This is a genomic window from Gemmata obscuriglobus, from assembly GCF_008065095.1.
Lineage (GTDB): Bacteria > Planctomycetota > Planctomycetia > Gemmatales > Gemmataceae > Gemmata > Gemmata obscuriglobus.
Genome location: NZ_CP042911.1, coordinates 2,172,701 through 2,187,309, shown reverse-complemented (window position 1 = coordinate 2,187,309; position 14,609 = coordinate 2,172,701). Strand labels below are relative to the sequence as shown.

At 68.6% G+C, this 14,609-nt stretch carries 10 protein-coding genes; 5 read left to right on the top strand and 5 right to left on the bottom strand.

The window, feature by feature from the left end:
- Window positions 1-68 precede the first annotated feature (68 nt).
- Window positions 69-3,047, top strand: coding sequence for a DUF1559 family PulG-like putative transporter (locus GobsT_RS40790; protein ID WP_010050641.1), 2,979 nt, complete (start codon window positions 69-71; stop codon window positions 3,045-3,047).
- A 223-nt stretch (window positions 3,048-3,270) separates the two neighbouring features.
- Here the strand turns inward: GobsT_RS40790 and GobsT_RS39480 are convergent, their stop codons facing one another.
- Both GobsT_RS39480 and GobsT_RS09235 read right to left on the bottom strand, forming a co-directional pair.
- Window positions 3,271-4,188: a DUF1801 domain-containing protein gene (locus tag GobsT_RS39480; RefSeq protein ID WP_071529304.1), complete on the bottom strand. Its 918-nt coding sequence runs from the start codon at window positions 4,186-4,188 to the stop codon at window positions 3,271-3,273.
- Between the two features lie 425 nt (window positions 4,189-4,613).
- Window positions 4,614-5,549, bottom strand: coding sequence for a DUF1559 domain-containing protein (locus GobsT_RS09235; RefSeq protein WP_010043166.1), 936 nt, complete (start codon window positions 5,547-5,549; stop codon window positions 4,614-4,616).
- Window positions 5,550-5,784: 235 nt separating this feature from the next.
- On the opposite strand from GobsT_RS09235, the gene GobsT_RS09230 reads away from it, so the two are divergent.
- The 4 genes from GobsT_RS09230 (at window position 5,785) to rpiB (ending at window position 9,756) form a co-directional block, all read left to right on the top strand.
- Window positions 5,785-7,032 carry a TIGR02996 domain-containing protein gene (locus GobsT_RS09230; protein WP_010043167.1) on the top strand — a complete coding sequence of 416 codons (1,248 nt, stop codon included), beginning with the start codon at window positions 5,785-5,787 and terminating at the stop codon, window positions 7,030-7,032.
- A gap of 87 nt (window positions 7,033-7,119) precedes the next feature.
- A complete protein-coding gene (locus GobsT_RS09225) occupies window positions 7,120-8,097 on the top strand; it encodes a DUF5320 domain-containing protein (RefSeq protein ID WP_010043169.1) in 978 nt (325 codons plus the stop codon).
- A 175-nt stretch (window positions 8,098-8,272) separates the two neighbouring features.
- Window positions 8,273-9,304 (top strand): arsenate reductase/protein-tyrosine-phosphatase family protein, encoded by a 1,032-nt coding sequence (locus tag GobsT_RS09220; RefSeq protein WP_010043171.1) that lies wholly within the window; start codon window positions 8,273-8,275, stop codon window positions 9,302-9,304.
- Window positions 9,301-9,756, top strand: coding sequence for a ribose 5-phosphate isomerase B (gene rpiB / locus GobsT_RS09215; protein ID WP_010043173.1), 456 nt, complete (start codon window positions 9,301-9,303; stop codon window positions 9,754-9,756). Before GobsT_RS09220 ends, rpiB begins: the two co-directional genes overlap by 4 nt.
- Window positions 9,757-9,851: 95 nt before the next feature.
- On the opposite strand, the gene GobsT_RS09210 is transcribed toward rpiB, so the two are convergent.
- The 3 genes from GobsT_RS09210 to GobsT_RS09200 form a co-directional block, all read right to left on the bottom strand.
- Entirely contained in the window at window positions 9,852-11,126 is a 1,275-nt protein-coding gene (locus GobsT_RS09210; protein WP_157506812.1) for a glycosyltransferase 87 family protein, read from the bottom strand.
- 129 nt (window positions 11,127-11,255) lie between these two features.
- Window positions 11,256-13,070, bottom strand: coding sequence for a multiheme c-type cytochrome (locus GobsT_RS09205; RefSeq protein ID WP_010043176.1), 1,815 nt, complete (start codon window positions 13,068-13,070; stop codon window positions 11,256-11,258).
- Entirely contained in the window at window positions 13,070-14,584 is a 1,515-nt protein-coding gene (locus GobsT_RS09200) for a multiheme c-type cytochrome (RefSeq protein WP_157506815.1), read from the bottom strand. Before GobsT_RS09200 ends, GobsT_RS09205 begins: the two co-directional genes overlap by 1 nt.
- Window positions 14,585-14,609 lie beyond the last annotated feature (25 nt).

Sequence of the window (14,609 nt, the reverse complement as noted above, 5' to 3'; positions counted from 1 at the left end):
CACTAAGATGAGGGCACGGCACCTCACGCCTCAACCAATCCCAACCGGCGGCACTGCGGGAGCGCTCCATGCCGAGTTTCAAGGTCCAGTGTCCGAGCTGCGAGGCCCCGGTTCTCATCAAGAATCCGAACCTCGTCGGCACCAAGGTCGAATGCCCGAAGTGCAAGTACCGGTTCAAGGTCGAAGAGCCGGCCGCTGAGGTCGCTGCGGCCGGCGCCGATCCGACCAAAGACAAAGACGCCGCCAAAGAGAAAGACAAGAAGGCCGAGAAGAAGGCCAAATCCGGCGGGGGCGGGAAGAACAAGAAGCTGGTGCCGATCGTCGCCGGGGTGGTCGCGCTGGTGGTGCTCATCGGCGGCGCGGTCGCGTTCCTCGGGGGCGACGGCAAGAAGCCGAAAAAGGACCCGTTCGCGGTGGGCTCCGGCCCCAGCAGAACCGGTTCGGCGTCTCCCGAAGAGACGCAACCCGAGGACGGCAACAAGGAAAAGACGAGCGCCCCGGTCACACCGTCGGTCCCGTCCAGCGACAAGGTGACTTCCAACCTGCTCCCCGGGCAGGCGGTGGCCGTGTACCGGATCAACGTGGATCAGTTGCGCGGCGGGCCGGTGTACGCGGCGCTGGTCGACCAACCGATGACGGCGCTGTTCAATGGCACGCTCGGGTTCAACCCGGACGACGTGGACACCTACATCCACTGCGTCGCCGGCGACGGCCGCGACCCGTTCGGCGTCATCAAGCTCAAGAGCCCGGCAAAGGCAGCGGACCGGCTGGCGAAGATGCCGCTGAAGTCCGCGCCCAAGGCGGTCAAGGGCCGCGACCTGCACGAGTTCCGTTCGGCCCCGCTGCTGCACGCGATTTCGCACGCAGTGGCGATGCGGTCGCTGTTCGGGGACCTGTACTCCGCCCTCCCGCCGGCCGCCGCGGCCCCGCCGAAGGACAAGCCCCACGGCGTGTGCGTCCTCGACACCCAACACGTCCTCGTCGGCGATTACGGGCTGCTCGAGCGGTTCCTCGGCGAACTCGACGCCAACGGCTACCCTCCGTTCAAGAGCGACCTGGACGTGCTGGTGGTCCCGGCCACGCCGCCCAGCACGCCGCCGACGGACGGGGCACCGGCCCCCGCACCGGAACCCGCCCCCACACAGCCGCAGCCGAAGCCTCCGGCGAAGCAACCGGCGTCTGGCGCCCAAACGTCCTCCACGATCAACGCCTACCGCACCATCGAGCCGACGCTCAAGCGGGCCCTTGACGACATGGAGGCCGACCGCGCCGCCCGCACGGTGCTGGTGTACGCCGAGAAGTTCGACGCCCGCCAGTACGACCCGAAGCTGCTGAAGAAGGAGTACCAGATCCTCGCGACCACGCTCGACCCGATCGCGTCGCGGCTGCGGTACATCGCCGCGAACGTGACCGCGTTCGGCTACCAGCAGTTCGCCGCGAACGTGCAGCTCACGCTCGCCGACGTGGCCGACGCGCGGACCCTGGCTAAAGAGAAGGTCGCGCCGGGGCTGACGATGGTCACCGAGCTGTTCAAGCTGTACCTGACCACCCCGGTCGAGTTCCGCGACTACACGGTGGCCGGCGGCGGCTTCCCCGGCACCGGCCAACCGGGCAACGGCCTCCCCGGGATGCCTCCGGGTAGCGGGTTCCCCGGCGCCGGGCCGGGCCGCTTCGGCCCCGGTGGCGACGGGGAAGAAGGCCGCACGCCCCCGGGCGGTATCGGGCCGGGCCGGATCAATCCGGGCAGCATGGGGCCGGGGGGCGCTGGCCCAGGTCGCATGGGGCCGGGGGGCCTCGGGTCTGGGAGCATGGGGCCGGGCGCCATGCCGGGGGGCATGGGGTCTGGGAGCATGGGGCCAGGAGCTATGCCCGGCAGCATGGGGCCGGGGGGCGTCCTACCCGGCGGCGAGGCCCCGGCACTCCCGCCGTCGCACTTCGACCTGTACCACCGGGACGATCAATTGCTGATCGCGATTGACCTGTTCTGGAACGACTTCACGTACCGCACCACGGTCGCGCCGCGGGTGATCGGCATCGCGAACCAGATCAAGGGTAAGGTGGCGGTGTTCTCGGGCGAAGCGGGCCTGCACGCCCTCGCGACGGTCGCGCCGCGGGTGCTGAGCACGGCCAAAACGACCCCGCGCGGCACCTGGGACCGGGCGAAATCCGATCCGGCCCGCCTCGGGCTGGAGTACCCGCCGATCCAGCGCGTCAGCCTGTTCGCCGAACTGCTGCCGCACCTCGGGCGCGGCAGCCTGGCGGGCCAGATCGACCGGAACGCCGCGTGGTACGCCCTGGAGTACGACCCCGTGGACCCGAACAACCCGACGGTCCCGCCCCGCAAGCGCGTGGACAACGTGACCCCGGGCGGCGAATGGATACCCGAACTGCTGGTCCCCTCGTACCCGCAGTCGGCGTGGCGGGCCACCAGCCCGTACGCCCCGGACCACACGTTCGGCGCCACCAACTACGTCGCGATCGCCGGCACCGGCCTGAACGCGGCCCGGCTCGACCCGAACTCGTCGGACCCGGAGGTGAAGAAGAAGTTGGGGATGACCGGGTACAACTGGGGCTCGCGCGCCGAGGACGTGACCGACGGGCTGGCGAACACGATCTACCTGATGCAGACCCCGCCGGGGTTGCAGCAGCCGTGGATCGCGGGCGGCGGCGCGACGGTCCGCGGGTTCAACGAGGACGACCCCATGGCCGGGTTCCGCCACGCCAACGGCGGCAAACCCGGTACATACGCGCTCATGGGAGACGGGTCGGTGCGGTTCGTCCCCGCCAACGTGGACAAGAAAGTTCTTCTGGCGCTCGGCACGCGCGCCGGCGGTGACATGGCAGATCTCGCGGACGTCAACACGGCCGCCCCGCTATCCGCACTGCCGAAGCCGGCCGGCCCGGTCGCCCCGAAACCCGCCCCGCCGGCGCCCGAAAACAAAACGACCACGCCCCCGCCGGCCAAAACCGAACCGAAGGGCTCTCCTGACGCGACGCCGGCGCCCCGCGAAAAGAAAGAGGGCGAAAAGAAAGAGGGCGAAAAGTAACCCGCCCCAGGCGACCGGCGGGCACGAGGCCAGAGGCGGTCGCAATTGGATATCGTGAGGGCCGGTGCAGGCGCGCGTCACATCGTGCCGCCTGCACCGGCCCAACTCATTTCGCCTCACGCCCGCGCGGCACGGATCGCGTCAGCGCCGCCCTTTTCGGCCACCAGGACGCCCGCGCCCGCAATAAGCCCCGAAGCACCAACAATCTGCCGAGCAAAAACCTTCAAGGCGCCCAGCCGGGCAACGCCGCCGCCTGTTCCACCCAGGCCGTCATCTGCGCCTCATCGAGCGCGTCGCCTTCGTAGATGTCGATCCAGCGTGCGTCCTTGCTCTTCGGCGTGCCACCGGAGGGAACGGGTTGCAACGAGAGCCCCCGAAAGAAGGTCACCTTGACGTACTTCGTCAGGCAGTGGACGCTCAGAAACCAACCTCGTCCTGCGACGCCGTAAAACGGCGAGTTCCACTTCACGGCTTTGCACACGCCGGGCACCGCCCGGACGACGAGCGCGTCGATCCAGCGGCCGATGTCGTGCTTCCAACCCGGCATTGCGGCGATGTACGCCTGCACCGGGGCGTCACCGTCTCCCTTCGCAATCTGCGGGTTTCCGCCCGAAAGGAGTTTCACCGGGCCGACCTCATGCGCACCCGATCGTGCTTTTTTCACCGATGTCAGGTTCTGAGCGATTGCGGCGGCGACAAGCGCTTTGAACGCATCCCCATCAACCTCTTCGCCTTCGTGAATATCGATCGCTCTTCGGGTGTTGCCTTCCAGGCTGGAATTGAAGAGCCGCGACGGGTCCGGGACGCTGGCACCGCGGGCGAACGTGAGCTTTACGGCCTTTGTGTACGCCTCACCGGTACAGACGATGCCGTGATGGGACCAAACCGGATTGTTCCACTTCCACTCTTCGGTCACCTGGGGATCGGCTTGCAGGATCAGCGCCCGCACCCGAGCCAGCGCCTCCCCGCGCCATCCCCCCAGGTCACTTATCCGCTGGTCGATGAGGCGGGAAGCGGACGGCCCGCCGGCGCCGGCTGTCGCTACCGACTTGGCTTTCGCGCCGGTCGCGGCAGCCGGCTTATCAGCCCTGTTTACCCGAGGCGCGCGTTTGGCCTTGGAATTCGTCTTATCCTCAGACATCACTCGCACCTTCCAACGTGCTCCCAAACGGGTGATCGATTCCAGCGGGAGTTGCAACGGCCAAACGATGGCAGACCGGATCGTGACGGACGTGCGACACGCCTCCCGACAAGAGCGTACCACCCCTGGCGCCAACCCACGAATGCTCTCGAACTCTACCGCAAGGGGGTATCAGAGCAGAAGCTCAGTCAGTGCGCATCGGGTTGGTACGGCGCGACGAGAAGCCAAGTAGATTTTGACAGAATCCGTCCTAATTCTGCCGATCCTGTTTATCCTGTCGATCCTGTCAAAATCTTCTTCGTACACGCGAGGCCGTGTAGGACGGCGCGAAGTCGGGACAATCCGGCACACGACCAGTTATCAGCAGACACGAGCAACACGCCGCGACCACCACACGGCGTTCGTGATGGTCGCGGCGGCCGTGATCAGAAATCGATGCTGAGCGCGCGGCCGTCGGAAATGCTGGCGGTGAACGGGTACACGCCCATGTCAATGCTCGTGCGCACCGCGTGAACGGACCCGTCCGCGAACAGCATGTTGACGCCGTTAATGTGGGGCGACGAGAAGTCCTCGGCGACACCCGCTTCCGCGCTCGGCGGGTGCTGCCGGCACGCGTGCCCCAGCACCTTCGCCGCCGCGATGTTGGACGGCACCCCGCCGTAGTTCGCGGTGTCGTTCGCGCTGCGCCACTGCGAGCCCGGAATCACCCCCACCCACGTCGCCATCGTGTTCTTCGCGTTCTTCTCGCCGACAGCGAGCGTATTCGAGAGCCCGTCAGTCACGTCCGCGATCCGCGTCCTGCTGTTGCGGTAGAACATGCCCTTCCCGCTCACCCCATCAACAACGAGGTGCGTGGTCAGAACGGCCGCGGACTCGCCCAGAAACGGCGTGTTCCCGTAGCACGCGACGTAGTTGGTGCGCCCCAGCGGCGTGGTCAGGCCGGCGGCGGCGGTGAATTCTGCCGGCTGAATCGGCTCCTGCCGCGGGTCCGACGGGCACCGGAAAAACGGCACGTTCACCTGGCGCACCGCGTCGTGGTTTCCCGCTGCCGTGATCGGCTGCGTGAAGTCGATGCCCCGATGCAGGTTGTCCTGCTCCAAGTCGGGCAGCAGGTGCGCGGCCCACCCCCAACCCGGACCGGCATCGGAGTTGGCCGCCGTCGAAGTGTACCCCGGCGGGAACGCGCTGCCGCGGTCGTGGCAGTTGTGGAGCGCCAGCCCGATCTGCTTCAGGTTGTTCTTGCACTTCAGCCGGGCCGCCGCCTCACGCACCTTCTGAACGGCGGGAAGCAGGAGCCCGATCAGAATGGCGATGATCGCGATCACCACCAGCAACTCGATCAGGGTAAAGGCGACTCGCACGCCCCAATTCAGAGAGGCCCCATTGCGCCGCCACCGAGAACTTCGAGTGCAAAGCATACCGTTCTCCTTCGTTGCTGTAGCCTCAGCAAAACTAGAAATTAGTTTAACCTAATTCACTATTTCGTCCAGAGTAACAATCCCATTTGCCGCGACGAATCCGATACAAGTGTGGAACCAGATGGAAGGAGCGACGTGCTAAACTGAGTGGGACGACCACCTGCGGAACCGGGCCGCTATGCAGACCGAGGCCGAAGCCTTCCTTCAGCGCATCCGGGCGTACCCGGACGACGACGCGCAGCGGCTCATCTTCGCCGACTGGCTCGACGAGGAGGGCGACCCGCGCGGGCGGTTCATTCGCGTGCAACTGGCGCTGGCGCACCTTCCCGAGGGCGACCGGGCGCGCCCGGCGCTACTGGCCGAGGAGCGCCAGCTACTCGCGGCCCATCGCGACACCTGGGAGGCACCGCTTCGCGGGCTCATAAGCGGACCGGTGTTCCGCCGCGGGTTCGTGGACGAAGTGAAGGTCGAGGCGAAGCAGTTCCTTCAGCACGCGCACCGGATCTTCGACGCTACGCCGGTGCGGCGCGTCCACCTGCTCGACGTGGGCGGGAACCTGCCGGCGGTCATGCAGTGCCCGTATTTGAGCCGGCTGTCGGCGCTAACGGTGTACGCGCAGCACGCGAGCGAGCCGCTGGCCCGCGCCGTCGCGCGGTCGCCACACCTCGGTGCGCTGCGGGTCCTTCACCTCGGCCGGAACCGGCTGGCCGACGACGCGGTAGAGCACCTGGCGGGTTCCCCCAACCTGCCGGCGCTTGAAGAACTCGATCTGAGCGAAAACGAGATCGGCGAAACCGGCGCGCTCGCGCTGGCGGGGTCACCGCACCTCGGGAACCTCCGGCGGCTGGAGCTGCGCGAGAACCGGCTCGGCCCCGGCGGGGCGGAAGCGCTCGCGGGGTCCGACCGGCTCACCTCGCTGCGGACGCTGGGACTGGGCGAGAACGAAATCGGCACCCCGCGGCTGCTCTCGCTGGCGCGCCCGCACGCGCTGCTCACCGTGCCGGTCCTGGACCTCACGATGAACGAGCTGACGCACACGGGCCTCCAGGCGATTTTGGGGCGGCGGGCGGCCGACCACACGGCAATCCGGCTGGAGGAGTTGCACCTCGGGTCCAACACGCTCAACGACGCGGGCGCCGTGGTGCTCGCCCACAGCCCCCACCTCGCGGGCCTCACCGCCCTCACCCTGACGAGTTGCGGCATCGGGGACGAAGGGGTCCGGGCGCTGGCCAACAGCCCGCACCTCGAGCGGGTCGACCTGCTCGACCTGAGCAACAATCCGATCGGCGAAACCGGCTTTCGGGCGCTGCTCAACAGCCCATACTGGCGCGGCCTGCGGCGGCTCGTGTACTCACCTCTGAACCTCACGCACGAGATGCGAAAAGCCCTGGACCAGAAGTACAACCGCCCGCCCCGGCGGGTGTAAGGCGGAACTCCGCGACCGGCGCGCCACCAACGCCAGCCGCGTTCGTGCGTTAGGCGTCTGGCACGTCTCACTTCCCGGAGGTTCCGTATGACCGTCCGCACGCTCACCGTCTGCGCCCTCGTCGCGGCACTGGGCACCGCCCTCGCGCAGCCGCCCAAAACGACCGAACCCGCCGGCGCGCCGGTGCCGGCGCAGGCCAAGGCCGAAAAGGTCGACCTGAACAAGCTGCTCGCCAGCCGCGTCACGCTCGGGCGGTATGAGGGAAAGTTCCGCGACGCCGTCGACGTGATCGCCACCGCTTACGAACTCCCGCTGGTGCTGACCCGCCAGGGCGACCAGGGGCACATCGCCAGCGACGAGACCGTCCGCGGGGAGCTGGCGGTGAAACTGCCGCGGCTAACGAGCGTGAAGATCGAAACGATCCTCACGATGCTGTGCGAGCAAGCGGAGGCCAAGTTCCTGGTGTACCCGGACCACATCAAGATCGTACCGGACACGTTCGCCGCCTACGAGTCCGGCGTCCTCTCGACCACGCCCGACCCGACGAACGGCGAGGACGCGCCGCTGCTCACCGTCACCGACCTGCTCCGCTCCAAGCCGCTCACCAAGCGCGGGCTGGTCAACGCGAGCTTCAAGAACAAGCCGCTGGCCGAGATCGTCGACGAGATCGCCGAGGCGACCGGGGCGAACGTGACCCTCTCGCCGACCGTCCCGGCCGCCGTGCGCCAGGCCCCGGTCACGGTCCGGTTCGCGAACACCCCCGTCGATGCCGCGGTGCGCACCCTCTGCGAGATGACCGACACCGGCGCGATCGAGGACGCGAACGTGCTGCTGGTCACCACCCGCGAGCGCGCGGCCGCCCGCGCGAAGGAAGAGGCCCAGAAGCTGAAGGACCGGAACCCGCAGGTGCAGACCGCGCTCTTCAACGGCATTCCGGCCCCGCTGACCGCGCAGCCCGACCCGAGCGGCGAGATCGCCAAACTGAAAGATCGCAACGAGCAACTCGCGAAGCAGCTCGACGCGCTGACCAAACGACTCGACGAACTCAAAACGAACAAGCCGTAGAACCGGCCGGCGGCTCCCACCGCGCCGCGGTTCGGCCGCTCACATGAGCGATCGAGCCGCGGCGTTGGTCTAACAACCAGCAATGAGCAAGACTCTCGACTCCCTCTCGCCCTTTCGCCTCTTCTTTTCTAATATTGGGTACAGTTCCACTTGCCGTCCGGGGGACCGCCGCGCCATGCCGAGCGTGATCGACTGGAACCCGACCGTCGATCCGTCAGGGCTGGTGCAGCGCACACGTGACGCTCTCGCGTCCGGCGGCGCCGTCGTCCTGCCGGGCGACGGCGGCTACGTCGTCCTTTGGCGGCCGGGTACCGCGCCGGAACGTCCCGCTCCGGCGCTGCTGGTGTTCGGCCCCGAGGAAGCGGCCGCCGCTGGCGTAACGATCCCGAAGACGGCCCGGCGGCTCATGGCCCGCGCGTGGCCCGCGCCGCTGACGGTCGAGGTGCCTGCGGGCAATCAAGTGCCCGGCGCCGCCAACGGCTTCGTGCGGTTCCGGTTCCCCGAACACCCGCTGTTCGATCTCGTCGTTCCGGCGCTGGCCGATCTGGGGCCGGTGCTGATCGCGGACACGGGGGCCGAATCGGCGGCCGACGCCGTCACACGCGCGGGCACCGAGGTCGCACTGTCCATCAACGCCGGCCTGCGTGGCGGTCCGAAGCCAACGGTCGTCCGTTGTTCCGACGCGGGATACGCTGTCGTTGAGCCCGGCGCGTTCCCCAAGGAGGAAATCGACCGGCTCGCGGCGCGGATCGTTCTGTTCGTGTGTACCGGCAACACGTGCCGCAGCCCGCTGGCGGAGGGCCTCGCGAAGAAGCTCCTCGCCGACCGGCTCCGGTGCGCCACCGACGAACTCCCGGCCCGCGGTTTCTGGGTGCTGTCGGCCGGCGTCGCGGCCTACGGCGGCGGCCCGGCGTCGGAGGAGTCGCTCGCGGTTGCGGCCGAGTTCGGTGCGGACCTGGGTCGGCACGCGAGCCGCCCGCTGAACCCGCAACTGCTGGCCGCCGCCGACGACGTCATCGCGATGACGCACGGCCACCTGCACGCCCTCGCGACGCGATACCCTGGGGCCGGCCCGGGCGCCCGGTTGCTGTGCGGCGACGAAGACTTGGACGATCCGATCGGGGCGAGTCTCGACGTGTACCGGGAGTGTGCCCGGGTCGTCGTCCGGCACCTGGAGCGGATCCTTCCCGAATGGGTAGCGTCATGAAGGTTGCCGTGGGCAACGACCACCGCGGGCTGTGCGTGCGGCCGCGCGTCCTCGGGTTGCTGGCCGAACTGGGGCACGAGGTGCACGACCTCGGCGCCAGCGGACCGGCCGGCGTGGACTACCCCGACTACGCGATCCCGGTGGCCGAAGAGGTAGCCGCCGGTAAAGCCGACCGCGGCGTCCTCATCTGCGCGACCGGTCACGGGATGTGCATCGCGGCGAACAAGGTCCACGGCATCCGGGCCGTCAACAGCCGCGATGTCATCGACGCCGAGCTGAGCCGCCGACACAACGACTCGAACATCCTGTGTCTGGCGGCGGACTTGCTCGGGGAAGACCAAATCGAGCGCATCATCCGGGCGTGGCTGCTGACCGACTTCGAGGGCGGGCGCCACACCCGCCGCCGCGAGAAAGTGGACGCCTACGAAAAGAGCCACGAGAACCGGACCTGACCCACAAAACGGTTACGCCCCGGTAACGAATGTTTTGACGGGCCGCTCGCGCCCGGTTCGCCCAGACCTGTCCCGCGGTCGAAGTGTGCTCACAATCAGCTCTTCGGGTGTAACGCGAGGCGCCGGGCCAGACCGGTGAGTCGGTTCCCTCGCACCTCTTCCACCCGCCCTGCACTCGTGTCCCGCATCCGCCATTTCGCACGCCCGTACACCACTCCGACCGCGGCACCACACAACACGAGCGCCTGCGCGTTCACCAACAAACCGCGCAGGGGCCACGGGCTGGACACCTTCAGAATGAGGACCGCGAGCGCGAACGCCGCGAGCGCGAAGCCCCGCACGAACCGGCCACACGTCGGGTCGGCGCCCACAACCAAAAGCACCAGTGCCGGCACCACCAGCGGCACGAGGTGGTATGCTTCCAGGTACGGGTTGACCGCGACCGGACCGAGTACCAGCAGCGACACGTGCGTCAGGATGCTGCGTGCGTCGCGTTCGCGGTTCCCCCAGCACGACGCGGCCCCGCAGACGCCCACGAGCCCCCACACCACACACACGGCGAGCGAAAGCGCCTTCGCTCGCGCCGCGTCACCCGCGCACAGGTGCAACGCGGCCTTATCGAGTGAGATCAAAATCGGGTGATGGCTTTTGGTCTGCGCGTCCGTCGCGCGCGTGATCTCAGCCGCCCACCCCTCGTAAACCGGCCCCGCGCCCGTGACTCCGAACGCCGCCACGGGGACCGCGCACCAAAACACCAGCGAGAACGCGACGGCCCAGGCGAACGCGCGCCACCGCCGGGTCCACGCGAGGTACGGCAGCACCAGCACCGGAAGCAGTTTCAGCGCAACAGACAGTGCGAACCAGAACCCCGCCGCACCGTCGCGCGCCCGTGCCAGCGCGGCGCAGCCGAACACGAGTGCGGCCAGAACGATGAGGTTGCTGTTCACCGACCGCATGTCCCACTGGAAGTAGTACGCAGCCACGACGTGCGCGAGCGGTAGGAGGATGAGTTGTCCCGGACGCACGAGCAACCCGAGCGTGCGGGCGAGGGCGAAGTAAACGGCGGCGGCGGCCACGCCGGTCAGCGCCAGCCACAGCGCCACCGACACCCGGAACGGGAACACCGCGCTGGCGGCGTGGAGCGCGACCGCAGGCGGCGGGTACGGGTACGGGTTATCGGTCGGGTAGGTGTGCGTTTCGACGACGTGTCGGCTGCCGTCGTAGATGATGCGGTAATCGACGACAGACTGCGGCCAGGGCACCGACCCGAACACCGTGCGTGCGGTCAGATCGAACAAAAGCCAGCCCACAAGACCAATTACGGCAACCCGATCGAGCCGTCGGGCCGTTCGCTCTGAACCGATCCGCATCTGCGTGCCTCGCCCGCCGGGTTCTTCCCGGTAAGTGGCGCGAGCGGAGCACTCCGCGCCGGCTACGCACATAACGCAAAACGGGTTCCCACTCAAGGGAACCCGTTTTGCGGTCGCCGAGGCAAAGAACTATTTCGGGAGCTTCAGCCCCTCGACCGCCATGCGGAACGGATCGCCGCGGAAGGCGTTGAAGATGTCCATCCGCTTTTCGAGCCGGCGCTCGACCGAGTCGTTGGTCGTCGGTTTCTCGATCGGACTCGATTTCCCCTCGACGAAGCGCTGTTCATAGTAGAAGTCGGTGTCCGGGCGCAGCCGGGTCACGACCGACGCCGCGATCCCGTCGCGCATCGCCTTGAGGGCCTTTGGCTCGACCGCCTTATCCGTCAGTTCCTTGGGCTGGAGGTCCAGGTACAGCGTCTCGGCCGCCCACAGGTACAGTTGGGCGACCTCCGGGTCACCGACCGGCTTCTTCGCGTCGCTCGCGACCGCGGTCAGCTTGGTGAACAGCTTGGCGACCTCCTCGGGCGTGTACCGCACCGGCTCGAGTTTCTTTCGGACGCCCTCGCTCCAGGCCGCGAGTTTCGCGGTCGCGGCCTTCACCTTGTCGGCGTCGCCGTAGGTCTTCACGGTGAACGCGTCGGCCAGTTCCAGTTCCAGCTTGTCGAGTTCGTTCGCGGCCCCCTTGAGGGACTCACCGCCCGTCATCCCGCCGGCGTGGTCGAGCACGAGCCGGGCGAGCGCGAACGCCGCCGGACGGTACAGCGGCCGCCCCGGGCGCCCGACGTAGCCGCGATCCTGCCGCTCGCTCGGGTACTTCAGGTTGTGGTGGCACGAGTAGCAGTCGAACGCCGAGAAGTCGAGCCCGTCGCCCTTGGCCTTCGCGTCGTCGGCGAGCTGCGCGCCGAGGCCGGCGGTGGCGCCCAGCACCGCGAGGGCCGATTCCGCGAACCGCCGGGCCACGAGGGACTCGCCCGCGCGGTAGCGGTACAGTGCGAACGCCTTGTCCGCGGTCGCCTTGTTCTCGGCCATCTTGGTGATGAACGGCATGTCGCCCGCGAACCCCCAGTGCCGCGGCTGCTCGCGGGTGTAGGCCATCAGGTCCAGCGGCGGCAGCGGCGGGTGCCCGGCCGCGAACATGTCGTGGGTCACGAACCGCCCCTCGGCCTTGTTGCCGATGTGGCACGACGCGCACGTCTGGGCCGCGACGGCCGGGTCGCGAAGGTTGTTAAGGCCCCACTCCGTCTTCACCGCCGTCGGGAACAGCCGCCAGTCGACCACCTTCAGCGCCCCGGGGTTGGTGTCGCCCTCGCGCGACGCCTGGTGGACCGTCTGATACATCGTCCCGTGGCCGTGGCACATCTCGCAGCCCACCCCTTCGAGGCTGGTGAACGAGCCGCCCGCGAGGTTCCCCGCGGTCAGCTTGCCGGCCTTCCACGCGTCCGGTGGGACCTTGTCGACCGGCTGGCGCACGCTCGCGTGGCACGCGAGGCACGCGGTGTCGGTCGCCACCCGGTAGCTGTCGCCCTTGTATTTGCGGAGCTTCTGCTCCATCCGCTCGGCCGTCTTGTTGGGGGTGAACTTGGACCCCTTTGCGGTCTCTTCGGTCAGCAGGCTCCGGTAGGCGGTGGAGTGCAGGTCGTGCGCGCTCCACACGATGTTCTCCGAGAGCCGGATGAAGTCGTAGGCCTTCGTCTCCTCGTACTCCTCAAGGCCCGCCGCCTTCCGGTCGGCGACCGAGTGGCACTTCTTGCACTGGGACGCGCCGAGCAGGGCGTGGTCCTTCTTCTGGGCCTCGGTGGGGCGCGGCGGCTCCTTCTTGTCATCCTGCGCGGCGACAGCGGCCCGCGGCGGGCTGACGGCGACCGCCAGCCCGAGCGCGAGGCCCGCGAACACCGCCGCAAGTCCGGCGGCGCGGGCGGTCCGCCCCGCGTGTCCCGTCGTCATCACTTCCCCTCCGGTGTGCCCGTCGTGTCGCGCAGCAGTTCGAGCTGCTTGTAGATGGTGTCCAGTTCCGGCTTGCCGAACTTGACCGGCCCGTTCGAGCCGGGGGGGAACTTCAGGGCGCCGTACACCCGCGCCAGGGGCTCACCCCAGAGCGCCTCGCGCCCGCCCCGACCGCCGGTCGCGGTCCACATCGACGCGGCGCCCAGGTACGTCGACGCCAGCGCGTCCCAGTCGTGGTCCGCGAGCTTGTCCCCGTTCAGCGCCCGCGAGGTGAGCAGGTGCGCGATCCGGCGCGGCGTCCCTTCGGGGACGGGCACAAGCTCCCGATCTTCGGCGGCCTGGAGCTGCGCCAGCCACTGGTCGAGTTCGTCCCGGGCGGCGAGCGCCAGTCGCGCGACCTCGGCCGGGTTCGGCTCCCGCTTCGCCCCCATCAGTTTGCGAAGCTCTTGCACTTTCAACAACTGTGGCGAGCTTACCCCGGGAAACGCCGTGCCGCAAGTTTCGGCCGCGACACCCGCGCCGGCGTTCGCCCACACCTCCCAGGGCGGGTTGCCGACGGGGCGGGCGGTTGCGCTCCGTTCGCCCCGCAGCGCATCGCCCCCAATCGTCTGATGGCACGAGAAGCAACTGTAGCCGCTGAACTCCGGCCACGGGTGCGAGACGTTCGGCGTCTCGGCCTTCCGCGCCCGCTCGTAAAGCAGATTCACAGCCGCGCGAAGGGTCGCGGCCTGACCGACCACCCACACGCGAACCTCGAAATCGCGGGCCGGGGCCTTCTCCGTCCAGTGCTTGCGGTAGTCGGGCTGGGCGTGGAAGCGGGCCGGCTCGAACGCCAGTCTGGGGTGCCCGGCCGCAATGAAGTCGTGGTTCATGTCGCGCGTGCCGTCGCCGACGTGACAGCTCGCGCAGTTCAGCGTCCGCGCCACGAGGTTCTTCGTGGGCACGAACCCGAAGTCTTTCCACTTGGACTCGTTAGAACGGGCCTTCCACGACGGGAGCGTGTGCTCGGCGATCCACTTGTCCGCCGGCCCGTGGCACCCGCCGCACCCCACGCCCTCCGCCAGGAACTGCTCGCGATCGTCTCCGCCGCCCGCGCCCTCGGCCACGGAGTGGCACACGAGGCACCTGGTGTTCTCGTGGGGCAGCGGCTCCTTTTTGCCGTCGAACCCGAGCAACTGTCCCATCCGCACCGAGACCGGGTTGAACAGAACGCTGTACGCCTTCGCGTGCGGGTCGCCGGTCGCGGACGGCGCGGCCTCGCGGGTCCAGGTCGAGTGTTCGCTGCCCGCCTTGCCGATCGCGCCGCCGCCGTGGCAGGCGGACGCGGCGCACGAGGTGCTCGGCCGGTGCGCGAACGGCGCCGCCCCGACCCCGTAAGGCTTGTCGCCCGCCGCACCCACCGCCGACGCGAGTTGAGGGGAGCGGGTCGGGGGATGAGAGGAATGAACCGCGTTCAGGCCACCGGCGACGACGCCAGCGGCGAGGGCCATCGCAACAAGGGGAACGGCGCGCACGATCACACTCGCGGTTCGCTTCCGT